The organism is Streptomyces purpurascens (assembly GCF_045040895.1).
GTDB lineage: Bacteria > Actinomycetota > Actinomycetes > Streptomycetales > Streptomycetaceae > Streptomyces > Streptomyces purpurascens.
The window spans coordinates 2,964,617-2,988,569 of record NZ_CP108341.1; the positions used below are offsets into that span (position 1 = coordinate 2,964,617).

At 71.3% G+C, this 23,953-nt stretch carries 17 protein-coding genes, 3 tRNA genes and 2 pseudogenes; 9 read left to right on the forward strand and 13 right to left on the reverse strand.

Annotated features, from left to right (window positions below):
* Nucleotides 1-127 precede the first annotated feature (127 nt).
* Nucleotides 128-1,873 (forward strand): polyprenyl diphosphate synthase, encoded by a 1,746-nt coding sequence (uppS, locus tag OHU35_RS13520; protein WP_405505373.1) that lies wholly within the window; start codon nt 128-130, stop codon nt 1,871-1,873.
* Between the two features lie 203 nt (nt 1,874-2,076).
* Here the strand turns inward: uppS and OHU35_RS13525 are convergent, their stop codons facing one another.
* From OHU35_RS13525 to OHU35_RS13535, 3 genes are all read right to left on the reverse strand, one after another.
* Complete coding sequence (locus OHU35_RS13525) at nt 2,077-3,123, reverse strand: hypothetical protein (RefSeq protein ID WP_405505374.1); 1,047 nt, start codon at nt 3,121-3,123, stop codon at nt 2,077-2,079.
* Nucleotides 3,124-3,215: 92 nt separating this feature from the next.
* Nucleotides 3,216-4,049, reverse strand: coding sequence for a ribonuclease BN (locus OHU35_RS13530; RefSeq protein ID WP_359896106.1), 834 nt, complete (start codon nt 4,047-4,049; stop codon nt 3,216-3,218).
* A complete protein-coding gene (locus OHU35_RS13535) occupies nt 4,040-5,572 on the reverse strand; it encodes a SpoIIE family protein phosphatase (RefSeq protein WP_359896107.1) in 1,533 nt (510 codons plus the stop codon). Before OHU35_RS13535 ends, OHU35_RS13530 begins: the two co-directional genes overlap by 10 nt.
* Nucleotides 5,573-5,716: 144 nt before the next feature.
* Between OHU35_RS13535 and OHU35_RS13540 the strand changes: the two are divergent.
* Together OHU35_RS13540 and OHU35_RS13545 are read left to right on the forward strand one after the other, a co-directional pair.
* Nucleotides 5,717-5,830, forward strand: a pseudogene (locus OHU35_RS13540) (TetR family transcriptional regulator); the annotation flags it as partial.
* Between the two features lie 171 nt (nt 5,831-6,001).
* Nucleotides 6,002-6,818 (forward strand): annotated as a pseudogene (locus tag OHU35_RS13545) (alpha/beta hydrolase).
* 147 nt (nt 6,819-6,965) lie between these two features.
* On the opposite strand, the gene OHU35_RS13550 reads toward OHU35_RS13545, so the two are convergent.
* The 4 genes from OHU35_RS13550 to OHU35_RS13565 all read right to left on the reverse strand — a co-directional run bounded on the left by OHU35_RS13550 (nt 6,966) and on the right by OHU35_RS13565 (nt 8,769).
* Entirely contained in the window at nt 6,966-7,703 is a 738-nt protein-coding gene (locus tag OHU35_RS13550; RefSeq protein ID WP_405505375.1) for an alpha/beta hydrolase, read from the reverse strand.
* Between the two features lie 648 nt (nt 7,704-8,351).
* Nucleotides 8,352-8,428: transfer RNA gene (locus OHU35_RS13555), tRNA-Ile, on the reverse strand.
* Between the two features lie 190 nt (nt 8,429-8,618).
* Nucleotides 8,619-8,691: transfer RNA gene (locus tag OHU35_RS13560), tRNA-Asn, on the reverse strand.
* A 5-nt stretch (nt 8,692-8,696) separates the two neighbouring features.
* Nucleotides 8,697-8,769 (reverse strand) — tRNA-Asn (locus tag OHU35_RS13565).
* Between the two features lie 158 nt (nt 8,770-8,927).
* Between OHU35_RS13565 and OHU35_RS13570 the strand changes: the two genes are divergently transcribed.
* From OHU35_RS13570 to OHU35_RS13585, 4 genes are all read left to right on the forward strand, one after another.
* Complete coding sequence (locus OHU35_RS13570) at nt 8,928-9,233, forward strand: YtxH domain-containing protein (protein WP_189725003.1); 306 nt, start codon at nt 8,928-8,930, stop codon at nt 9,231-9,233.
* Nucleotides 9,234-9,381: 148 nt separating this feature from the next.
* The gene (locus OHU35_RS13575; protein ID WP_189725004.1) at nt 9,382-10,836 is read left to right on the forward strand and encodes an FGGY-family carbohydrate kinase; all 1,455 of its coding nucleotides are present in this window, start codon (nt 9,382-9,384) and stop codon (nt 10,834-10,836) included.
* A gap of 143 nt (nt 10,837-10,979) precedes the next feature.
* A complete protein-coding gene (locus OHU35_RS13580; protein ID WP_189725005.1) occupies nt 10,980-12,713 on the forward strand; it encodes an ABC transporter ATP-binding protein in 1,734 nt (577 codons plus the stop codon).
* Nucleotides 12,713-14,641, forward strand: a complete 1,929-nt coding sequence (locus OHU35_RS13585) for an ABC transporter ATP-binding protein (protein ID WP_189725006.1) — start codon at nt 12,713-12,715, stop codon at nt 14,639-14,641. The genes OHU35_RS13580 and OHU35_RS13585 overlap by 1 nt, the downstream gene beginning before the upstream one ends.
* Nucleotides 14,642-14,775: 134 nt before the next feature.
* On the opposite strand, the gene OHU35_RS13590 is transcribed toward OHU35_RS13585, so the two are convergent.
* From OHU35_RS13590 to OHU35_RS13610, 5 genes are all read right to left on the reverse strand, one after another.
* The gene (locus tag OHU35_RS13590; RefSeq protein WP_405505376.1) at nt 14,776-16,053 is read right to left on the reverse strand and encodes an RNA polymerase sigma factor; all 1,278 of its coding nucleotides are present in this window, start codon (nt 16,051-16,053) and stop codon (nt 14,776-14,778) included.
* Between the two features lie 86 nt (nt 16,054-16,139).
* Nucleotides 16,140-18,053 (reverse strand): DNA primase, encoded by a 1,914-nt coding sequence (gene dnaG / locus OHU35_RS13595; protein WP_405505377.1) that lies wholly within the window; start codon nt 18,051-18,053, stop codon nt 16,140-16,142.
* A gap of 29 nt (nt 18,054-18,082) precedes the next feature.
* Nucleotides 18,083-19,348: an NAD(P)/FAD-dependent oxidoreductase gene (locus tag OHU35_RS13600; RefSeq protein ID WP_189725009.1), complete on the reverse strand. Its 1,266-nt coding sequence runs from the start codon at nt 19,346-19,348 to the stop codon at nt 18,083-18,085.
* A gap of 166 nt (nt 19,349-19,514) precedes the next feature.
* A complete protein-coding gene (locus OHU35_RS13605) occupies nt 19,515-20,792 on the reverse strand; it encodes a deoxyguanosinetriphosphate triphosphohydrolase (RefSeq protein ID WP_189725010.1) in 1,278 nt (425 codons plus the stop codon).
* Nucleotides 20,793-20,910: 118 nt separating this feature from the next.
* Nucleotides 20,911-21,681 (reverse strand): sirohydrochlorin chelatase, encoded by a 771-nt coding sequence (locus OHU35_RS13610; protein WP_405505378.1) that lies wholly within the window; start codon nt 21,679-21,681, stop codon nt 20,911-20,913.
* A gap of 212 nt (nt 21,682-21,893) precedes the next feature.
* Here OHU35_RS13610 and OHU35_RS13615 point away from each other — a divergent pair, with 212 nt between their 5' ends.
* Nucleotides 21,894-22,580, forward strand: coding sequence for a vancomycin high temperature exclusion protein (locus OHU35_RS13615; RefSeq protein WP_405505379.1), 687 nt, complete (start codon nt 21,894-21,896; stop codon nt 22,578-22,580).
* Between the two features lie 169 nt (nt 22,581-22,749).
* Nucleotides 22,750-23,058, forward strand: a complete 309-nt coding sequence (locus OHU35_RS13620) for a hypothetical protein (protein WP_189725013.1) — start codon at nt 22,750-22,752, stop codon at nt 23,056-23,058.
* A gap of 102 nt (nt 23,059-23,160) precedes the next feature.
* Here OHU35_RS13620 and OHU35_RS13625 read toward each other — a convergent pair whose 3' ends face one another.
* Complete coding sequence (locus OHU35_RS13625; RefSeq protein ID WP_405505380.1) at nt 23,161-23,928, reverse strand: enoyl-CoA hydratase-related protein; 768 nt, start codon at nt 23,926-23,928, stop codon at nt 23,161-23,163.
* Nucleotides 23,929-23,953 lie beyond the last annotated feature (25 nt).

A 23,953-nucleotide genomic window follows, 5' to 3' on the forward strand; every position in this document is an offset into this window, starting at 1 on the left:
GGCGCCCCTCTGCCCCGCGGCAACCCACTTGATCAGCGCAATACCTGGACGTACCGCTCTCGTTGTCAGCGATGTGCCTCCCGCGACCCCAGCCCCGGCAGACCGACGCACGCCCACCGCACGGACGGTGATCGGCGACGACCCGGCACTACGGGCGGCCTACCGGCTGTGCCGGGCCCGGACCAGGCGACAGGACCCCGCGGAGTACGCCCTGATCCAGCTGGTGCCCGCCCCGCTGCGCCCGGCCCTCCACGCTCTGTGGGCGGCCGCCAACGCCCTCGACGACCTGGGCGACGACCGCACCGCCCCCGCCGCCGCACGGGCCGCCCGGGTCGAGGAGTGGATCACCGCCCTGCACCGCGAACTGCCCACCGGCACCAGCCCGGACCCCATCCGCCACACCCTCGTGCACACCGCGGCCCGCTGGCGGCTGGACCTGTCCGAACTGCACGCCGCCATGACCCAGGTCCAGGACGACACCCAGGGCAGGCGCTTCACCGACTGGACCGCGTGGCGCACCTGGGGCCGGGACAATCTGCTGCCCTGGTTCGGCCAGGTCCGCACCCTCTTCGACCGGGCCGGTGTACCCGTGGCGCTCCGGCTGGACACCCGGGAGACCTACGAGGAGTTCCTGGACGGCGTCCGGCTCACGGACATCCTCACCGACCTGTCCGCCGACCTCGCCCAGGGCGACCTCCTCCTGCCCGACGAGGTCCTCGACAGCCACCCCGGATCCGCCGCCGACCTGGCGCACCGCCGCTGGAGCCCCGCCGTGTCCGCCCTGATCACGCACCTGACGGGCCTGGCCCGCCAGTGGGTGACCCAGGAGACCCTCAGCCGCGGCATGCACCCCGGCCCCGCCACCGTCCTGCACACGATGGCGGCCCTGCTGCGCGCCCAGCTCGACGCCATCGACACCGCCGGGCCGGCCCTGCTCCACACTCCGCCCCGGCCCACACCCCTCATCCGCGCCCGGATCCTCGCCCCCGCCCGGGCCCGGGCGACCCTGGCCTGGAGCCTGACCCCCCTGACGGTGCCGCCCGCACACCAGCCGACCCACGGCAGACGCCCCACGCTCACCCGCCCGGCCCGCACCACGGCCTTCCGCCCTCCGCCACCCCACCCCAGCGGCGAGCGGCCACCGGAGATCCCGTCCGCCCACCTGCCCGCCCACGTCGCCGTGATCATGGACGGCAACGGCCGCTGGGCCCAGCAGCGGGGCCTCCCCCGCCACGAGGGCCACCGCGCCGGCGCCACCGCCGTCCGCGAGGTGGTCCACGGCGCCCTGGACATCGGCCTGCGGCACCTGACCCTCTACACCTTCTCGACCGAGAACTGGCACCGCGACGCCGAAGAGGTCGACGCGATCCTCGACCTCCTGCGCCGTGAACTGGTCGACGACCCCTTCCGCGACCTCGACGTCCGGCTGGGCTGGCACGGCCGCGCCGGCCGCCTGCCGCCCGACCTGGTCGATCTCCTGCACCTCCGGGAGCGCACCACCCGCACCCGCACGGGCCTGACGCTGACGATGTGCATCGACTACGGCGGCCGGGACGAGATCACCCGAACGGCCGCCGCCCTGGCCCGCCGTACCCGGGCCGGCCACCTGGATCCGGACCTGATCACCGAGGACGACTTCGCACGGCACCTGCCCCGCCCGGACCTGCCGGACGTGGACCTGCTCTGGCGCACGGGCGGCGAACACCGCGTCTCCAACTTCCTGCCCTGGCACACGGCGTACGCCGAACTGCACTTCACCCCCGGCCTCTGGCCCGACACCGACCGCCGCGACCTCTGGCAGGCCGTCACCACCTACACCCACCGCCAACGCCGCCACGGCACGACTCCGGCCGCCGCGGGCCCGCTGGATTAGCGCATCCCCGTCGCAAGGCGGTAGGCGACGGTGACGTCTTCGTACTCCCGACCGGGGACGACCGGGTCCGGCAGGTGGGTGCGGTCGCTGTGGCTCGTCGACTCACGCTTCCCCGTGCCGGAGAAGCGAACGGCTGTCCGGGGTTCTTCCGTGAAGCGGAGCCGTTCGGCGTGGACCGTCGACCGGAACGAGATGTCCCCCGTTCAGGGCGGCTCCTCCGGCTCCCTGGCGGCACGAGGGCGACTGGACCTCGGTGGCAGCTTCCCGTCCTCTCCCCGCACCCGGCGCTTGCGGGTGCCGCCTGCGCTCCGGCCGGCTCGCCCCCGCTCCTCCTCCGCGCCCTTGCGCGCGGCACGCGGCTCGGCCGGCTCGGCCCCTTCCGCGGTGCCCTTCGCCGTCTCCGCGGCGCCCGCAACGGCTTGGCCGCCGCCCCGTACCGCGTCACCCACCGCCTCCGTCCCACCCGCGGCCGTTTCGGCCACGCTCCCGGCAGCGCCACCCACCACCTCGCCGGCGCTTCCGACGGCCTGCCCCGCCTCCTGCCCGACGCCCTCCACCGCGCGCCCGGCACCACCGCCCACGTCCTGAACGGCCCTCCCGGCTCCCTGACCGACGTCCTGCGCCACGGAGCCGACGCCCTTGCCCACGTCCTGGACGGCGGCCCCGGCGCCCTGGCCCACATCCTGTACGGCGGCCCCGGCACCCTGGCCCACGTCCCGGACGGCGGTCCCCGCACCCTGGCCGACCTCCTGGACGGCCCTTCCGGCACCCGTGCCCAGCTCCCCCACGGCCTGACGGGCTCCGCCGCCGACATCCTGCACGGCGGACCCGACGCCACGCGCCAGCTCGTGCAGGATCTCCGGGTTGCGGTCGAGCGTGGTGAGCACGCGGTCGATGATCTTCGAGACGTGATGGAGACGCACCTTGAGCTGGGCCTGCGCCTCGACGCCGGAGATGCCCAGATGCACCCGGCCGAGCGTGACGTCGGCGCCCACATTCAGTTTGAGCAGATCCAGCACCTCGGCCTGCAACGAGACATGCGCCCGCAGGTCCTCGACGTCCAGATCGATCTCGTCGACCTTCAGGATCGGAACATCGAGGAACACATCAGGGCTCCCCCCGACCGCGTCCTCCTCCTCGTAAGCCTCGGGATCGACGTACTCGTCACCGTCCTCAGCCTCGAGTTCCTCATCGCGCTCGTCGTCGTACTCCTCGACGGAGCCCTCGTCGTTCTCGGCGTTGCCACGCATCGCCACGCCTCCGCGGTGTTGACATACCTTTCGACCATTTTGATCCATTCTGGGCATCGGCGCGCGGTCGGTACGAGGTCGTGGGCCGCATCTCAGCTGCGCCGTTTCAGTGCGTGCGCGAGGCGCGGGAGTTCTTCGTACAGCAGGCGGCCGACCAGCGCCCCGCCGAAGACGACGACACCGACACCGACCAGCCAGGACTGGATGACCAGGACGGTTCCGACGGGTCCGTAGGTGACGGCGTTGGACGCGATCAACGGTGAGAAGACCAGCCTGGAGAAGATCCTCAGGCCGAGCAGCCCGATCACGGTGGCCACGGCGCCGGGCAGCAGGGCACGCCAGCGGATCCTCCCGCCGAGCAGCAGGCGCTGGGACCACCACAGGAACAGCACGGCACTCAGCGACGCCACGGCTCCACCTGCCAGAGGTTCGCTCCGCAGCGTGGTGGTGGCGGAGAGGTAGAGGTATCCCGTGAGGCCGCCGAGCCACACCACATGCCGCCACCTGGCCCACCAGCGGGCCGGCGGCAGGTCCCAGGCCTTCTCATAGCCGGTCTGCACCGCCGCCCCGAAGGTCAGGCCGAACACGGCAAGGGCGGCGATGCCGAAGGCGGTGGTGGTCCGCAGAGCCTGTCCGGGCCAGGTGAACAACTGCTCGACCTGCCGCCTGGAGGCCGTCGATACGCCGAGCCCTTCCCCCAGCCACTGCGCGAACCCCCGCCCGTGCTCGGCGTCCGCAGCGGAGACGATGATCAGCAGCGGCACCAGCGTGAGCAACCCCAGCGCCGCGAAGCCCAGCGAACGCGACCACAACTCGGTATCCCTGCTCCGCCGCCATCCCCGCCCGACTGGGGAACGGCTGATCACGCGGTGCAGTCGTCCGAACCAGGATGAACGGTCCGCGGCACCGGAGGGCTTCATCGGCATGCCTGTCGACTACCACGTTCTGGACCCCTGCCGTGCGAGGGACCGGCCCGGGCGATGAGCAGGGCTACGTCATCGAGGTCCCCCTCGGCGCGCAGGGAGTGCAGCAGCAGGTCGCAGGTGGCGTCGAGGGAGCGATGCGGGTCGTCGAGGACATCGAGGAGGGCGTCCAGACGGGCGTCGATCGGCTGGTCGCGGGTCTCGACGAGGCCGTCGGTGTAGAGGATGAGCTGGTCCCCCGGTCCGAAGCCGACGGAGGTGGAGTCGAAAGGAATGCCGCAGCCTCCCAACGGCGCGCCGGTGGGCATGTCGAGCAGCTCGCGTGCGCCGTCCGGCCGGAGGAGGACGGGGGGCAGGTGCCCGGCGAGGGAGATGTGGCAGCGCGCGGTGTGGGGATCGAAGACGGTGTAGACGCAGGTGGCGAGGGTGTCGAGGTCGTCCGTGATGTGGTCGAGGTGGTGCAGGACCTGGTCGGCGGGCAGATCGAGATCGGCCAGGGTTCTGGTGGCGGTGCGCAGCTGTCCCATGGTGGCCGCGGCCGTGACGCCGCTGCCCATGACGTCGCCGACGACGAGGGCGGTCTTGTCGCCGTTCAGGGGGATGACGTCGAACCAGTCGCCGCCGATCTCGATGGTGGCCTGGGCGGGGCGGTAGCGGCAGGCGACATCGAGACCAGGTCGCTGTGGCGGGGGGTGGGGCAGCAGGCTGCGCTGGAGCGTGAGGGCGGTGCGGCGCTGTTCCTCCACGGCGCGATGCCGGTCGGTGACGTCGACGCTGGAGGTGGCCACCCCCAGCACTTTCCCGTTGGGGGACTCGAGCCGGTAGAACGAGATCGACCAGGCGTGATCGTTGTCCGGGTCGGCCGCCGTACGGCCGACGGTGTACTGGTCCACAACCGGTGTCCCGGTGGCCAGGACCTCACGCATGGCGGCTTCGAAGGACTGGTCCACATAGGGCAGCACTTCATGGATGTGGCGGCCGATGTGCTCGGCTGCCGGCACGCCGTTCATCCGTTCCTCCGCGGGGTTCACGGAGATGTACCGGAGATCGGTGTCCAGCATGGCGAGCCCGATCGGTGACTGGGACACCAGCTGGGCGGACAGGGCCAGGTTCCGCTCCACCTGCCGCAGCGTCGCCTGGTCGGTGGCCAGACCCAGTGCCCAGAAGTCGCGCTGGTCGTCCTGCAACCGCATGTTGCGGAACTCCACCATGCGCGCGCTGCCGTCCTTGTGCCGGACGGGAACGACCCCGGCCCAGCTCTTACCGTCCCGCATGACCTGGGCGAACAGCGCCAGCACCGAATCGAGGTGCTCCTCGTCGATCAGCAGCCGGCCCGCGTGCTGGCCCAGGGCCTCCTCGGCGCTGTAGCCGAAGAGGATCTCGGCCTGCGGGCTCCAGAGATCGATCCTGCCCTCGGCATTGAGGAGGACAGCCGCCACGTTCAGAACGTCCAGCAGACCACCCGGCGTGGACGCCATCACACCCGCCGCGCCGGGTCCACCCCGGAAGGGTTCGGTGGCACCCATACCCCAGGCTCCTTCCGGCCGCCTGTCAGGCTGCCGTCCTGCCGGGTCGGACCATGCGCCGGCGCCGGCACCCCGACCATCCCATCGTCCCCCTCCGCCACCCGCGCGTGCACGCCCACGCCGACGAAGAGCCCGCACGCCGAGATCGAGGACACCGCGCTCGACCTTTTCGAGCAGCGCGGGTTCGAGGGAACGACCGTGGACGACATCGCCGCGCGGGTCGGCATGTCGCAACGCACCTACTTCCGGTACCTCGCGACGAAGGAGGACGCGGCACTGGGCCCGAACCGAGCCTTCGAAGCACTGCTCACCGCACGGCTCGAAGGGCGTGTGGCGGGGCGGCCCTGCGGCGGGAAGCCGAACAGTGCGAGCGGTTCGGACTACCAGCGTGCCGCGTACGGCATCCCGGAGTGGGAGTGGCCGGCCGTCCTGGGCCTGGACGTCGTGGGCCTCGTGGACGCCGTCGGCGAGCACGTGGCGCACGTCCGCCCGGGGCCCGGCCTCAGCTGCGACGGCTTCTTCACGGTCGAGGAGCGAAGGGTGCCGGGGCCGCACGGCGCCCCCGGCATCTCTCTGCTGATCTGCCGACCAGCCGCCGGCGCGGGCGGCCGGCCCGTTCTGTACCACGTGCATGGTGGCGGAATGATCGTGGGCAACAACCGGTCAGGGATGGACGGCTTCGTGTCCTGGGCTCGCGAACTGGACCTGGTGGTGGTGGTGTCGGTGGAGTACCGGCTCGCGCCGGACCATCCGCATCCGGCGCCTGTCGAAGACGTCTACGCCGGTCTGGTCTGGACGGCGGAACACGCCGAGGACATCGGAGGGGATCCCGAACGGATCGTCGTCGCCGGGCACAGCGCGGGCGGCGGACTGACCGCGGCCCTCTCCCTGCTGTCCCGGGACCGTGAGGGCCCGCGCCCGCTGGGGCAGATGCTGTTCGCTCCGATGCTCGACGACCGCAACGACACACCGTCAGGTGTCGCCGTACACCGCGCCCGCACGGGCACAGGACCTGTCGGGCCTGCCCCCGGCCTACCTGGACGTCGGCTCCGCGGAAACCTTCCGCGACGAGGTCGTCACTTACGCTTCCCGCCTCTGGCAGTCAGGCGCGGCGGCCGAACTCCACGTCTGGCCAGGCGCTTACCACGCCTCCGAGGGGTACGCGCCCGATGCCGCCCTCTCCCGCGCCGCGACGGCCGCCCGGGTCGGCTGGCTGCGGCGGCTCCTGGACTTCCACGAACAGTGAGCCGAGGGCTCCGCCCGCCGCCGTCGCCGGTCGGAAGAAAAAAGCCGACCGGCGACGTCACGCCGCACGGACATCGGCCGACGGGAACGGAGCCCCAGGTCAGGGCCGGCACCGCCTACCGGCAGCTGCCGGCCTGAGGGCCCGGCCTCACTTCAGGTGCCGGCCGAAGAACCGGTTCCCGTCGTCCACCTCGAACCACGGGGTGCCGGTGTGCCCGCCCATATTGGCGTGCAGCGTCTTCTCCTTGGTGCCGAAGGCGTCGAACAGGTCCAGGGCGCGCTGCCGGGGGTTCCCCTCGTCGTCCCACTGCAGCAGGAACAGCAGCGGAATGGTGACCTGCCGGGCCTCCTCGCGCTGGGCGCGGGGCACGTACCCCCCGGCGAAGAAGCCGGCGGCCGCGATGCGTGGCTCGGCCACCGCCAGCCGGATGCCGACGGCGGTCCATCCCGAGTACCCGACCGGGCCGCCGATCTCGGGCAGCGCGAGGAGGGCGTCCAGGGTGGTCCGCCATTCAGGGACCGCCTTTTCGACCAGCGGGCCGATGAAGGACTCGAAGATCTCGTCGACCGGCTCGCCGGCCTGCGTCGCCCGGCGGATGTCGGCGCGGGCCTGCTCGTCGACGGCGGAACGGGGCCGGTCACCGCACCCGGGAGCGTCGATGGAGGCCACCGCGTAGCCGTACGCCGCGCAGTGCCGGGCCCGGGCCACCAGCCGGGGTTGCGCCTTGGGCAGACCGTTGTTGTGGGCCATCAGGACCAGCGGGGCCGGTGCGGCCCCAGAAGATGCAGCAGAGCCAGGCGTCCACAAGGTGCCGGGGATCTCGCCGAGGGTGAATTCGCGTTCGAGGACGCCGTCGTCGAGGCGTTGTTCGGAAATGAAGTGCATGGCCGTGCCTTTCGGGAGCGCTCGTGAACGGCGCTCCCGGACGACCTATCGCCCGACCGTGACCCCGGAGGGGAGCACCCATGTCGATACTGTGTTCACGGGTACCACCTCCTCGTTCTCTCGCACGGCCTCCGGGAAACTAGCAGCGGTCGCCGCGATCCGCCAACAGGTTTTCGCGGAGGCTGAATTCATTGATCCCGTAGCGCACAGGTGCCACGCCTCGGAAACGCGCGTGCCTTGCCACGCCGTCCTCCTCCCCGGCGATGTGGCAACCGCGTCCGGGTGGCCGAGCCTGCCCACGTCTGCGGGGTGGCCCTGGAGATCTGGACGAGGCCGTCCGCGCCCTCGAGGAACGGATGTGGGCAGGGGCCGGCAGATGGGCGAACATCACGACGGCTGGTCTGGAACGCCTCGTGAGCCCGGAGCCCTCCGAAGCCCGGCGGTCCAACGCCGCTACGGAAAGCGGCGGTTGAGTGAGCCGGCTGGCCCCGGTCGCTCGACGAACCACTGGAGCGGGGTGGCCTTGACCGAAAGCCAGGAAAAAATCGTACCGGGCCGCGGTGTGGCGCTCGTGTGGCGGAACACCGTCACAGTACCCTCAGGGCACTGACCTTCCGCAGGTCAGATCGTTCCTGCACCGATGGTGCCTGGTGGGGCGGGTGGGACTCGAACCCACGGCCGACGGATTATGAGTCCGCTGCTCTAACCGGCTGAGCTACCGCCCCATAGCGGCGTGTCGCGTACATGTGTGCGCGCCGTCTGCCGCAGCATAGCCGCTCATACGATCTCCTGCTTCGGATGGTCGGCTTCGCACGGCCTTCGTGACCATGAGGACTGCGCCGGGCTCCGCGCGGTTCCCTGGACATCGGAACAGACATGAAAAAGGACCCCTGAGAGGGGTCCTCGTTCACCTTGCTCCCCCGACTGGACTCGAACCAGTAACCTGCCGGTTAACAGCCGGCTGCTCTGCCAATTGAGCTACGGAGGACCGAGCTCCCCGGACTGGACTCGAACCAGTAACCTGCCGGTTAACAGCCGGCTGCTCTGCCAATTGAGCTACCGAGGAATGCCTCGTTGCATCGAACGTACCTACCTGGGTATCCGCCAGGGGGCGCTCGCTCGCTGCGACACATACATTAGCGCAAGCAGGGGGGTGCTCCGCCAATCGGTACCCGGCGGGGCGCCGACACCGCACCGGAGACCTACAAGGGAAGGGTGGCCGCCATGCGTTACCGGCTCACGTTCGTCGCCGGAGTCGTCCTGGGTTACGTGCTGGGCACGAGGGCCGGACGCGAGCGCTACGAGCAGCTGAAGAAGACGGCTCAGCAGTTCGCGCAGAACCCCGCCGTCCGCAACACCGCCGAGTCGGCGGCCCACCAGGGCCGTGAGTTCGCGGGCAAGGCGTACCACGTGGTGAGCGACAAGGTCGGGGACCGCGTCCCCGAGTCGGTCGCCGACCGGGTCCGCCACCTCCGCGACCGGGCCACCCACAACGGCGGCGAGGACGACTGGGGCACGAGCAATACCTAGATTCTGAGGTGCCGAGCACACCGACGTCCTTTCAAGGGGCGCGGGGAACTGCGCGACCAGCCACAACGCGCCCGCACACAGACTCGGCGACACACCCCCACGGCGCCCACGGACCGACCCGAGCGGAGCGTGCGGCAGAATTTTGGCCATGGGGATAGTCGCCGGGTTGGACAGTTCACCCGATTTCACTCGTATCGTCGTCTGTGACACGGACTCCGGAGCCGTGCTCAGGCAGGGATATGCGCAGCATCCGGTGGAGAGCCCCGAGGGCGGCGGCCGGCCGTCCGACGTCGATCCGCAGGCCTGGCTGCTGTCCCTGGGCGAGGCGGCGGGCGGCGGGCTCCTCGAAGGCGTGCAGGCCATCGGCGTGTCGGCGCAGCAGAACGCCGTCGTGCCGCTGGACGCGCAGGGCAACACCGTGCGTCCGGCGATGGTCGGCAGCGACAAGCGGACGCAGGTCGCGGCGGCCGATCTGGTCGACGCGCTCGGGGGGCGCGAGGCGTGGGCGCAGGCGGTGGGCTGTGTGCCGCAGGCCGCGCAGCCAGTGACGAAGCTGCGCTGGCTGGCCCGGACCGAGCCCGACAACGCGCAGCGCACCGCGATCCTCCTCCAGGCGCACGACTGGCTGGTGTGGCAGCTGCTGGGCCGGCCGGTCAGAAGAACCACCGACCGGGGCGGGGCGTCCGGCACCGGGTACTGGTCGGCGGCGACCGGCGGCTACCGGCCCGATCTCGTCGAGCTGGCGCTCGGGCAGCAGGTGATGCTGCCGGAGGTGATCGGCCCGGCGGACGCGGCCGGCAGGACGCCGGAGGGGCTGCTGATCTCCGTCGGGACCGGCGAGACCATGGCGGCGGCGTTCGGCCTGGGCATCGGCCTCGGGGACGCGGTCGTGTCGCTGGGCGCGTCCGGGTCCGTGATGGCCGTACACCCCGAGGCGCTGGTCGACGGCTCCGGGATGATCACCGCGCTGGCCGACGCGACGGGCATGCACCTGCCGGTCGTCACCACGCTGAACGCCGTACGGACCCTGCGCGGGACCGCCGAGCTGCTCGGGCTGCCCGATCTGGAGAGCCTGTCCGACCTGGCGATGAAGTCGACGCCGGGGTCGCACGGGCTGGTGCTGCTGCCCTATCTGGAGGGTGAGCGGACGCCGAATCTGCCGCACACCGCCGGGACCCTGGCGGGGCTCCGGCGTGAGTCGATGAAGGCGGAGCATCTGGCGCGGGCCGCGTTCGAGGGCATGCTGTGCGGGCTCGCGGACGCGCTGGACGTGCTGCGCGGCCGGGGCGTGGAGGTGCGGCGGGTCTTCCTGCTCGGGTCGGCCGCCGAACTGCCCGCCGTGCAGGCCGCCGCGCCCATGCTGTTCGGAACGCAGGTCGTGGTGCCGCAGCCCGCGGACTATGCCGCGATCGGCGCCGCCCGCCAGGCCGCCTGGGCGCTCGGCGTGTCGCAGGGCGCGCTCGACGCGCGGACCCCGCCGATCTGGCAGGGCGCGGTCGCCCAGGTGCTGGAGCCCGGGGAGGAGCTGGCCGTGGGGCAGGCGGTGCGGCAGCAGTTCGTGGCGGTGCGGGAGCAGACGCATCCGGGGGCGCTGCGGCAGTAGCGGCCGGTGTTGAAGATCCGGTGGGCCTCGGGCGTTTTGACCGCCTGATGGGTTAATTCGGTTGAGGTAACGCGGGTGGAGTGTTCGACGATAGGGGCCAGGGGCAACCAACCGCCCCCGTCGCCCACTCCGAGAGAAGCAGCGTGCTCATACGACTTCTGCGGACCTATCTCAGGCCCTACAAGAAACCCATAGCCCTGCTGGTGCTGCTGCAGTTCCTGCAGACCTGCGCCACGCTCTACCTGCCCACGCTGAACGCGGACATCATCGACCAGGGTGTCGTCAACGGTGACACCGGCTACATCGTGGGCTACGGCGGCCTGATGATCGGCATCTCGCTGGTCCAGGTCGTCACCAACATCGGTGCCGTGTACTACGGCGCCCGTACGGCCTCGGCGCTCGGACGGGACGTGCGGGCGTCCGTGTTCGACCGGGTGCAGTCGTTCTCCGCGCGCGAGGTGGGTCACTTCGGGGCGCCGACGCTGATCACCCGTACGACGAACGACGTCCAGCAGGTGCAGATGCTGGCGCTCATGACGTTCACGCTGATGGTGTCGGCGCCGATCATGTGCGTGGGCGGCATCGTGCTGGCGCTCGGCCTGGACGTCCCGCTGTCCGGGGTCCTGGTGGCGGTCGTGCCGGTGCTGGGCATCTGCGTGACGCTGATCGTGCGGCGGCTGCGGCCGTTGTTCCGGGCGATGCAGGAGCGGCTGGACACGGTGAACCGGGTGCTGCGCGAGCAGATCACCGGCAACCGGGTGATCCGCGCCTTCGTCCGGGACGAGTACGAGCAGCAGCGCTTCCGGAAGGCCAACACCGATCTCACGGACTTCGCGCTGGGCACCGGCAATCTGCTCGCGCTGATGTTCCCGATCGTCATGACGGTGGTGAACCTGTCGTCGATCGCGGTGGTGTGGTTCGGCGCGCACCGCATCGACAGCGGCGGGATGCAGATCGGTGACCTGACGGCGTTCCTCGCCTATCTGATGCAGATCGTCATGTCCGTGATGATGGCCACCTTCATGTTCATGATGGTGCCGCGCGCGGAGGTGTGCGCCGAGCGCATCCAGGAGGTGCTGGACACCTCCTCCAGCGTCGTGCCGCCGTCCGCGCCCGTACGGGAGCTGCGCCGGCACGGGCATCTGGAGATCCGGGGGGCCGGCTTCCGCTATCCGGGGGCCGAGGAGCCGGTGCTGCGGGCCGTGGACCTGCTCGCGCGGCCGGGCGAGACGACCGCCGTCATCGGCTCGACCGGCAGCGGCAAGTCCACGCTGCTCGGGCTGGTGCCGCGGCTGTTCGACGCGACCGACGGGCAGGTGCTCGTGGACGGTGTCGAGGTGGCGGAGATCGATCCGGTGCTGCTCGCGCGGACCGTCGGGCTGGTGCCGCAGAAGCCGTATCTGTTCGCGGGCACCGTGGCGACGAACCTGCGTTACGGCAATCCGGACGCCACCGACGAGGAGCTCTGGCACGCGCTGGAGGTGGCGCAGGGCAAGGACTTCGTCGAGCGTCTGGAGGGCGGGCTCGACGCGCCGATCGCGCAGGGCGGGACGAATGTCTCCGGTGGTCAGCGGCAGCGTCTCGCCATCGCCCGGACCCTGGTGCAGCGGCCCGAGATCTATCTCTTCGACGACTCCTTCTCCGCGCTCGACTACGCCACGGACGCCGCCCTGCGGGCCGCGCTGGGGCGGGAGACCGCCGAGGCGACCGTCGTGATCGTCGCCCAGCGGGTGGCGACCATCCGGGACGCCGACCGGATCGTCGTCCTCGACGAGGGCCGGGTCGTCGGCACCGGCCGGCACCACGAGCTGATGGCGGACAACGAGACCTACCGGGAGATCGTGCTCTCCCAGCTCACGGAAGCGGAGGCTGCCTGATGGCGGGGCCGATGGGGCGGATGATGGCCGGGGGCGGCCCCGACCAGCGCTCGCTGGACTTCAAGGGGTCGGGCAAACGGCTGGTCGCGCGGTTCCGGCCGGAGCGGCTGACCATCTATGTGCTGCTGCTGTGCGTGGTGCTGAGCGTCGGCCTCAGCGTCGTCGGGCCGAAGATCCTCGGCAAGGCGACCGACCTGGTCTTCGCGGGCATCGTCGGGCGGGGCATGCCGGAGGGGGCGAGCAAGGAGCAGGTCCTCGACTCCATGCGGCAGCGCGGGGACGGTGACGTCGCCGACATGCTGCGCAGCACCGACTTCACCCCGGGCAAGGGCATCGACTTCACGGCCGTGGGGCAGGTGCTGCTGCTCGCGCTGGGCGTGTTCGCGGTGGCCGGGCTGCTGATGGCGGTGGCGACGCGGCTGGTGAACCGGGCCGTGAACCGGACCATGTTCCGGATGCGTGAGGACGTGCAGACGAAGCTGTCGCGGCTGCCGCTGTCGTACTTCGACAAGCGACAGCGCGGCGAGGTGCTGTCCCGGGCCACGAACGACATCGACAACATCGGGCAGACGCTCCAGCAGTCGATGGGGCAGCTCATCAACTCGGTGCTGACCATCATCGGTGTCCTCGCGATGATGTTCTGGGTCTCCTGGATCCTGGCGCTGGTCGCGCTGGTGACCGTGCCGCTGTCGTTCGTCATCGCCACGCGGGTGGGCAAGCGGTCGCAGCCGCACTTCGTGCAGCAGTGGCGTACGACGGGCAAGCTGAACGCCCACATCGAGGAGATGTACACCGGGCACACCCTGGTGAAGGTGTTCGGGCGGCAGGAGGAGTCGGCCCGGCAGTTCGCCGAGCAGAACGAGGCGCTGTACGAGGCCGGGTTCCGGGCGCAGTTCAACAGCGGGGTCATGCAGCCGCTGATGATGTTCGTGTCGAACCTCAACTACGTGCTGGTCGCGGTCGTCGGCGGGCTGCGGGTCGCCTCGGGTTCGCTGTCCATCGGTGACGTACAGGCCTTCATCCAGTACTCGCGGCAGTTCTCGATGCCGCTGACGCAGGTCGCGTCCATGGCGAACCTGGTGCAGTCGGGTGTCGCCTCGGCGGAGCGGGTCTTCGAGCTGCTGGACGCGGAGGAGCAGGGGGCCGATCCGGTGCCGGGCGTGCGGCCCGAGGAGTTGCGCGGGCTGGTGGCGCTGGAGCGGGTGTCGTTCCGCTACGACCCCGACACACCGCTGATCGAGGACCTGTCACTGAAGGTCGAGCCCGGGCACACGGTGGCCATCGTCGGCCCGACGGGCGCCGGGAAGACGACGCTCGTGAATCTGCTGATGCGGTTCTACGACGTCACCGGCGGGCGCATCACCCTCGACGGGGTCGACATCGCGCGGATGTCCCGGGACGAACTGCGGGCCGGGATCGGCATGGTGCTCCAGGACACCTGGCTGTTCGGCGGCACGATCGCGGAGAACATCGCGTACGGGGCGTCCCGGAAGGTGACCCGGGGGGAGATCGAGGAGGCGGCTCGGGCAGCGCACGCGGACCGGTTCATCCGTACGCTGCCGGACGGCTACGACACGGTGATCGACGACGAGGGGACGGGGGTCAGCGCGGGCGAGAAGCAGCTGATCACCATCGCCCGGGCGTTTCTGTCCGACCCGGTGATCCTGGTGCTGGACGAGGCGACGTCCTCGGTCGACACCCGGACCGAGGTGCTGATCCAGAAGGCCATGGCGAAGCTGGCGCACGGGCGTACGTCGTTCGTCATCGCGCACCGGCTGTCGACGATCCGGGACGCCGACGCGATTCTCGTGATGGAGAACGGGGCGATCGTGGAGCAGGGGACGCACGGGGAGCTGCTGGCCTCGGACGGGGCGTACGCGCGGCTGTACAAGGCGCAGTTCGCGCAGGCGGTGGCCGAGGTCGACTGAGCCGCGTCCGGCGGCTGCAGGCCCGGTGGGGGCTGGTCGCGCAGTTCCCCGCGCCCCTTAGGGACGTGCGGCTGACGCCCCTTCAGGGGCGCGGGGAACTGCGCGATCCGCCCCCACCGGGCCCGCGGACGGCATCAGTCCAGATAACCCCTCAACTGGTCCGCGAAGGCGTGGTCGCGGAGTTTGTTCAGAGTCTTCGACTCGATCTGCCGTATCCGTTCCCTGGTCACGCCGAAGATGCGGCCTATCTCCTCCAGCGTGCGGGGGCGGCCGTCGGCGAGGCCGTAGCGGAGCTGGACGACCTTGCGTTCCCGCTCCCCCAGGGTCGACAGGACCGCTTCCAGGTGCTCCCTGAGGAGGAGGAACGCGGCCGACTCCACGGGGCTGGTCGCGTCGCCGTCCTCTATGAGGTCGCCGAGGGCGACGTCGTCCTCCTCGCCCACGGGCGCGTGCAACGACACGGGCTCCTGGGCGAGCCGCAGGACCTCGCTGACCCGCTCCGGCGCCAGGTCCAGGTGGGCGGCGACCTCCTCGGGCGTCGGCTCGTACCCCCGTTCCTGGAGCATCCGCCGCTGCACCCGTACGACCCGGTTGATGAGCTCCACCACGTGGACGGGCACCCGGATGGTGCGGGCCTGGTCGGCCAGGGCGCGGGACATGGCCTGGCGGATCCACCAGGTGGCGTAGGTGGAGAACTTGTAGCCGCGGGCGTAGTCGAACTTCTCGACGGCCCGGATGAGGCCGAGGTTGCCCTCCTGGACGAGGTCGAGCATGGTCAGCCCGCGCCCGACGTACCGCTTCGCCACGGACACGACGAGCCTCAGGTTCGCCTCGATGAGCCGGCGTTTGGCCATCCTGCCCATGACGACGAGCCGGTCGAGGTCCAGCGCCAACTGGCTGTCCAGATCGGGCGTGTTGCTCAGCTTCTCCTCCGCGAACAGGCCGGCCTCGACACGGCGGGCGAGTTCGACCTCCTCGGCCGCCGTCAGCAGGGGGATGCGGCCGATCTCCCGCAGGTACTGGCGGAACAGGTCCGAGGAGGGACTGCCGCTCTCGGTACGGGCAGGCGGCCTCACGACGGCTTCGGGAACCTCGGCCGTCTCGATGGCTTCGGCGGGCGGTTCCTCCGGCTCCGGTTCCGTCTCGGGGTGGTGCACGACGGGGCTCTGCGCCGGAACCGCTGGGAGGGTGTCGGCCTCCGCGTCCGGCGCGGCACCGGCGTCGGTCTGGGTGAGGGTCTGGGTCTGCACGGGGGCGACCTCCAGGATGATCGCTGCCAAGGTGTGCGGCAGCGGTACTTCGGGGGCGGAGTCGACGGCCTCGCCGCATTCCGTCCCGTACGCGATGAGCGGAACCGCGGGGGTCTGGGACCCGTCGGTGACGGATCGGCCGCGCTCCGAGGACTCAGGCACCGCAACCCAGTGTGGGGGAAGACACATCGTCGCCACGAGGGGCGTGCGATGACTTTTTGCGTCCGGGACGTAACCGCGTGGTGACGTCAGAGCGCGGCGGCGCCGTGTTCGCGCAGGGTCTGGTCGTACTGCTGGAGGACCCAGAGCTCGTTCTGAACGGCGGCCAGCTGGGCCGGGTCGCCTTGGGTGCCGAGGCGGGTGAGCTGGCCGGTGATGTCTCGGATGCGGCGTTCCACGGCGCGGCGGCGGACGGTGACCAGTTGGGCGCCGGCGTAGGGCTCGTCGACCGCTCGGCGGAGCATGATCGCCTCGACGGCCAGTTCGGTGACCATCGCGCGGACCGAGTCGTCGGGGGCGGCCTCGCGGACCTTGACCAGGTAGTCCTGGGGGTCCGCGACGCCCAGTTCGGCGCCGCCCGCGTCCTGGATGGCCATGCGTACGGCGGCGTAGGGCGGGGCGGTGAACTCGTCGGCTCCGTAGGCGTCGAAGGCCGGGGAGACCAGTTCCGGGCGCTGGAGGGCCAGTTTGAGGAGTTCGCGTTCGGTGGCGAAGACGGGGTTGCGGAGGTTGAGGGCCGGGCCGCGGGGGGCGGCGGACGGCTGGGCGGAGGCGTACTGCTGGGACGCCTGCTGGTGCCGGTCCGGGGCCGGGCCCTTGCCGCCGCGGTCGCGGGCCCAGCGGGCCAGCTGGGCCACGCGCTTGACCACGAACTGGGTGTCGAGGATGCCGAGCATGCCGGCGAGCTGGACGGCGACCTCGTGCTGGGCGCCGCTGTTCTTGATGCGGGCGACGACGGGGGCCGCCTCGTCCAGGGCGGCGGCGCGGCCCGCGGGGGTGTCGAGGTCGTAGCGGGCGACGATCTGGCGGAGGGCGAACTCGAAGAGCGGGGTGCGGGGTTCGACCAGGTCGGCCACGGCCTCGTCGCCCTTGGCGAGGCGCAGGTCGCAGGGGTCCATGCCGTCCGGGGCGATGGCGATGTACGTCTCGGCGGCGAACTTCTGGTCGTCCTCGAAGGCGCGCAGGGCCGCCTTCTGGCCGGCGGCGTCGCCGTCGAAGGTGAAGATGACGCGGGCCGAGCCGTTGTCCATGAGGAGACGGCGGAGGATCTTGATGTGGTCGCCGCCGAACGCCGTACCGCAGGTGGCGATGGCCGTGGTGACGCCGGCCAGGTGGCAGGCCATGACATCCGTGTAGCCCTCGACCACGACCGCGCGGCTCGACTTCGCGATGTCCTTCTTCGCCAGGTCGATGCCGTAGAGGACGTGGGACTTCTTGTAGATGGCCGTGTCGGGGGTGTTGAGGTACTTGGGGCCGTTGTCCGCCTCGTAGAGCTTGCGGGCGCCGAAGCCGACGACCTCGCCGCCGATGTCGCGGATGGGCCACATCAGACGGCCGCGGAAGCGGTCGATGGGGCCGCGGCGGCCCTCCTGGGCAAGGCCGGAGAGGAGGATCTCCTTGTCGGTGAAGCCCTTGCCGCGCAGGAAGCGCGTGAGGTGGTCCCAGCCCTGGGGGCTGTAGCCGACGCCGAAGTGGACGGCGGCGGCCTGGTCGAAGCCGCGCTCGGCGAGGAAGACCCGGCCGGTGTCGGCCTCGGGGGACGTCGCGAGCTGCTCCGCGTACCACTCCGCCGCGATCTTGTGGGCCTCGACCAGGCGGATCCGTTCGCCGCGCTGGTGGGAGGGGTTGTATCCGCCCTCCTCGTAACGCAGGGTGATGCCCGCCTGGCCGGCCAGGCGCTCGACCGCCTCCGAGAAGGAGAGGTGGTCGATCTTCATCACGAACGTGATGGTGTCGCCGCCCTCCTGGCAGCCGAAGCAGTGGAAAAAGCCCTTGCTGGGGCTGACCTGGAAGGACGGCGACTTCTCGTCGTGGAACGGGCAGAGACCCTTCAGGTTCCCGCCGCCCGCGTTGCGCAGCTGGAGGTACTCGGACACCACGGCGTCGATCGGGACCGCGTCCCGTACCGCCTTCACGTCCTCGTCGTTGATCCGTCCAGCCACGCGTGAATTCTACGGGGGCCGGAGCGGGCCTACGGCGCCAGGTTTTCCAGCGGAACGTGCGGGTCCGCCAGGGACTCCGTGTTCACCTGGGCCTTGGTGCGGATCAGGTGCTGGATCTTGTCTGTGACGTCCCACACGTTGACGTTCATCCCGGCCAGGACCCGGCTCTCCTTCACCCAGAAGGCGATGAACTCACGCTTGCCCGCGTCCCCGCGGATCACCACCTGGTCGTAGGTGCCCGGAGGCGCCCAGCCGGAGTACTCCATGCCCAGGTCGTACTGGTCGCTGAAGAAGTAGGGCACGCGGTCGTACGTCACCTCGCGGTCGAGCATGCAGCGGGCGGCCGCCGGTCCGCCGTGCAGGGCGTTGGCCCAGTGCTCCACCCGCAGGCTGGTCTCGAAGAGGGCGTGGTGGAAGGAGGCCACGTCGCCGGCCGCGTAGATGTCCGGGTCGGAGGTGCGCAGCCGCTCGTCGACGACGATGCCGCCGCCGTGGGCACGGTCGGCGATCTCCAGGCCGGCCGCCTCCGCGAGGTGGGTGCGGGGGGCCGCGCCGATCGCGGCCAGGACGTCGTGCGCCGGGTGCTCCTCGCCGTCGTCGGTGCGGGCCGCGAGGACCATGCCGTCCTGGCCGACGATCTCGGTGAGCCGGGCGCCGAAGTGGAAGCGGACGCCGTGTTCACGGTGCAGTTCGGCGAAGAGCCCGCCGAGCTCCGGGCCCAGGACGCCGTGCAGCGGGGTCGGCCCGCGCTCGATGACCGTGACCTCCGCGCCGTACTCGCGGGCCGCCGCCGCGACCTCCAGGCCGATCCAGCCGGCGCCCGCGATCACGAGGTGGCCGTTGTCGCGGCCGAGGTTGGTCAGGACGTGTTTGAGCCGCTCGGCGTGGGCGAGGCGGCGCAGGTGGTGCACGCCCGCCAGGTCCGTGCCCGGGATGTCGAGGCGGCGGGGCTCGGAGCCGGTCGCCAGGAGCAGCTTGTCGTAGCGGACGACGGTGCCGTCCTCGCCGAAGCGGACCGTCTTCGCGGTGCGGTCGATCGCGTCGACGGTCTGACCCAGGTGCAGCTCGATGTCGTTGCGCGCGTACCAGGCGGGCTCGTGCACGAAGACGCTGTCGCGTTCCTCCTTGCCGAGGAGGTAGCCCTTGGACAGGGGCGGGCGCTCATAGGGGTGGTCACGCTCGTCGCAGATCAGTATCACGCGGCCGGTGAAGCCCTCCGTGCGGAGCGTCTCGGCTGCCTTGGCGCCTGCCAGTCCGCCTCCGACGATGACGAATGTCTGATCCGCGTCGACCACTTGATGCCTCCTACGGGGGTCTGGGGGGTGTCTCCCCAGTAAACACAGCCGGTGTCGCCACTTGCGAGCGTCCCGCACGGAGCGTGATGCGGGAAGAGGGAGTGACCCGATCAGGCCACGGAGGGTCACATTCGGGGGTGCTCACGTCCCGAGCGTCGCGTCAGTCTCATGCCTGCCCCGTCAGACGGGCGTGAAGCGAACGGGCCGACGTGTCGGTGAGGGAGGCGATGTGGTCGACGATCACCCGCTTGCGCGCACGGTCGTCGGGCGCCTGGTCGAAGAGGGCGCGGAACTGCGGGTCCAGGCCGTCCGGGGCGCGGGCGGTGAGCGCCTCGGCCAGTTCGGCCACGACGATGCGCTGGTCGGCGCGCAGGCGTTCCTGCTCGGCGCGCTGCATGACGTAGAGGTCGGCGACGGCCTTGAGGACGGCGCACTCCATCCGGGCCTGGCGGGGCACGACCAGTTCGGCGGCGTACCGGGTGAGCCGTCCGGTGCCGTACGCGGCGCGGGTCGCGGACTCGGCGGCCAGGCAGAAGCGGCCGATGAGCTGGCTGGTGGCGTCCTTCAGCCGGGCCTGGGCCACGGCCGTGCCGTCGTAGCCGTGCGGCCACCACTCCTGGGCGAGGAGTCCGTCCAGGGCCTCGGCGAGCTCCGCGGGATCGGTGTCGGACGGTACGTAGCGGCCGCGGGCGACCTCGAAGACGGCCTGGCGTTCGGGGTCGGCGTGCAGGCAGTTCGGGTCGATGTGGCCGGCGTGCAGGCCGTCCTCGACATCGTGCACCGAGTAGGCCACGTCGTCGGACCAGTCCATGACCTGCGCCTCGAAGCAGGTGCGGGTGCCGGGGGCGTCCTTGCGGAGCCAGTCGAAGACGGGGCGGTCGTCCTCGTAGACACCGAATTTGGGTGAGGCCGGGTCGGTGGGGTGGGCGCCTCGGGGCCAGGGGTACTTGGTGGCGGCGTCGAGGGCGGCACGGGTGAGGTTGAGGCCGACGGAGCCCTCGGGGGTGAACCGCTTGGGCTCGATGCGGGTGAGGAGCCTGAGCGACTGGGCGTTGCCCTCGAAGCCGCCGCAGTCCGCCGCGAACGCGTTGAGGGCCTGTTCGCCGTTGTGCCCGAAAGGCGGGTGGCCCAGGTCGTGGGAGAGGCAGGCGGCTTCCACGAGGTCCGGGTCGCAGCCGAGGGCCGCGCCGAGCTCTCGGCCGACCTGGGCGCATTCGAGGGAGTGGGTGAGGCGGGTACGGGGGCTGGCGTCCCAGGCCGGGCCCATGGTGCCGGGCGTCACCACTTGGGTCTTGCCGGCGAGGCGTCGCAGGGCGGCGGAGTGGAGGACTCGGGCGCGGTCGCGCTGGAAGGCGGTGCGGCCGGGGCGTTTGTCTGGCTCTTGGGCCCAGCGGTCGACTGACGTCGGGTCGTAGGCCGGGGGGTGTTGTGCGGTGCCGTCCATGGCTCGACAGTAAGCGCCTGTGCGTGTGCCGGGTTCTGTTTTCGGGCGTGTGCGGGTCGTTTTGGGCTGGTCGCGCAGTTCCCCGCGCCCCTTTAGGGCATGACCCCGCTGGGCGTTTCTATGCCGAAGCCAGTTCCCGGGCAGCGGGTGACGTCGCCAGTGCCTCGTCGTAGCGGTGGAGGAGGAGCTGGGCCATCGCCGGGTGGGTGCCGAGGGGGGACGCCGCGATCCAGGGGGCCGATCGGGTGCACTCCGTGGCGAAGCGGCCGGGGGCGGTGAAGTAGGAGGACAGGGCTATGTGGCGGCGGCCCCTGGCGAGGAGGGTGCGGACGGCCGACTGGACCGTGGGGGTCGCGGCCGAGGCGTAGGCGGGGAGGACGGGGACGCCCAGGCGGGCCGCCAGGAGGTGGGCCGTGCGGGCGGTGTCCCGCTTCGCGTCAGGGTCGCGGGAGCCCGCTGCGGCGAGGACGACCGCGCTGGTGCTGTTGGGGGTCCGGCCCCAGCCGGCCTCCGTCAGGCGTGACTGGAGGGCGTCCACCAGGAGGGGGTGCGGGCCCAGGGGTGCCGCCACGCGGGTGCGGGCCCGGGCGGCCGCGGCCATCTCGGGGATGTCCTGCTTGACGTGGTAGCCGCGGCTGAGGAGGAGCGGGACGAGGACCGCTTCCGTGTCCCCGAGGGCGGCGAGCGTGTCGGGGAGCAGGGGGGCGTTCAGTTCGATGTGCCCGAGGTGCACCGGCAGGCCGGGGCGCTGTTCGCGGACCCGGTCGAGGAGGGCGCGGACCGTGCTCAGCGCGCGCGGGTCGCGGCTGCCGTGCGCCACGACGACGAGGGCGGGCGGGACCGGGCGGCGGGCCGCGGTCGGCGGGACGAGGCTGAGCTGGCTGGGCATGTACCGATGGTCGCGGCACCACGTTGCCTCCCCGTTGCGTGGGGGTCACGGGTGTTTTCCGGCGGTTCACCATGGGGGACAGGGCCGGTGTGAGCGCCCTTGACCTGGGGGTTCGAGGTTTCGCGTGAAGCTGGTCACCCGCGCTGCGGTGAACCGGACGGGCTGATCGGACGTCCTCGAATGTCAGACCGACCTGGGGAGGGACCTGTCCGATGCGTGATCCGAAGTTCCGCAGACCGCGGCTGCCGCGTACCCGCCGGGGGCAGCGGCGGCTGGTGCAGGCCGTGATGGCCGGGTGCGTGCTCGCGCTGCTTCCGGCGACCTGGATGTACGCGGTGGCGGGTGACCGGCTGCGGACGGCGGCGGACGTGCCGCGTACCGATGTGGCCGTGGTGTTCGGGGCGGGGCTGTGGGACGGGGAGCCCTCGCCGTACCTCGCGCACCGGCTGGACGCGGCGGCGGAGCTGTACCGGAAGGGGCGGGTCGAGGTGGTGCTCGTCACCGGGGACAACAGCCGCGAGGACTACGACGAGCCGGACGCGATGCGCGTGTATCTGACGCGGCACGGGGTGCCCGACGGGCGGATCGTCAGCGACTACGCGGGATTCGACACGTGGGACTCCTGCGTGCGCGCGAAGAAGATCTTCGGCGTGGACGAGGCCGTCCTGATCAGCCAGGGCTTCCACATCCGGCGGGCTGTGGCGCTGTGCCAGGCGGCGGGGGTGGAGTCGTACGGGGTCGGGGTGGACGCGGTGCACGACGCGACCTGGTACTACGGCGGTGCCCGGGAGATCTTCGCCGCCGGGAAGGCGGCGCTGGACGCGGCGTTCCGGCCGGATCCCCGGTTCCTCGGGCCGCAAGAGCCGGGTGTGGAGCGGGCGTTGGCCACGGCCGAATAGTCTGTCGGATGAATCAGGACGTTCTGCCGGAGCGGGTTTGACGCGCACATTTCACCCCAGGGTATGAAATACGGCTGCGCGCTCTCCGTGTTCACTCAGTCACGCTTAGCGTCTTCGCCGTGCGGCGGCGGATCGGGCCGCCGTCGCGAACTGGGGGAAAGGACACCTGATGAATCGACTTCGCTCCGCGCTGGTGATGGCCGCCGCGGGCGCGCTGCTGGCTGTGCCGGCCGCCATGGGGACCGCCTCGGCGGCACCCGTGGCCGCCCCGGCGGTCAAGGCCCCGGAGCCGGGCTGCGCGAAGCTCGGCGCCTCCGGCCAGTGGTGGGCCGACATCCACAACGTGTGCGGGCACACCATCTCCGCCAGCGTGGAAGTCGACGGCTTTGACCCCTCGTGTATCCAGATCGGCCCCGGCGGGGTCGGAAGGATCGGTCTGGACGTGGGCGACGAGCCGTACTACGCGTACGAGTGCTGACCGGGGCCGTGCCCTGACCAGGCACAGCCCCTGAACGTGGCCGGGGGCGGGGGCGCGGCCGGCGCGCTCCGCGTGTCCCGTCCCCGGCCTTTTCCGCAGCGGTCAGCTTCCGTGGAAGCGCGGTGTGCGCTTCTCCAGGAACGCCGCCATCCCCTCCTTCTGGTCGTCGGTCGCGAACAGGGCGTGGAACACCCGCCGTTCGAAGCGGATGCCGTCCCTGAGGCCCGTCTCCAGGGCCCGGTCGACGCACTCGCGGGCCGCCCTGACCGCCGTACGGCCGTGAGAGGCGACGGCCGCCGCCGCCCGCAGGGCCTCGTCGAGGACCCGGGCGTCGGGGACCACGCGGGAGACCAAGCCGCAGCGCTCGGCCTCCCGGGCGTCCATCGTGCGGCCGGTGAGCACCAGGTCCATGGCCTTGGCCCGGCCTGCCAGGCGGGTCAGCCGCTGGGTTCCGCCGATGCCGGGTATCACGCCCAGCTTGATCTCCGGCTGGCCGAAGAGGGCCGACTCCCCCGCGACGACGAGGTCGCACATCATGGCCAGCTCACAACCGCCGCCGAGCGCGTAGCCGTTGACGGCGGCGATCTTCGGGGTGCGCAGGTCGGCGAAGTCCTCCCAGGCCGCGAAGTAGTCCTCGGACAGCATGTCGACGGCCGACTTTCCCGCCATCTCCTTGATGTCCGCGCCGGCGGCGAAGACCTTCTCCGAGCCGGTGACGACGACGCAGCCCACCTCCGGGTCGTGGTCCAACGGGCCGAGGACGCTCAGGAGTTCGGCGAGCAGTTCCGAGCTGAGCGCGTTGAGGGCGTGCGGGCGGTGCAGGCGGACGGTCACCACACGGCCGTCTCGCTCGACCTTCAGGTTGTTCATCTTCCGTCTCCTTCAGCAGGGTTAC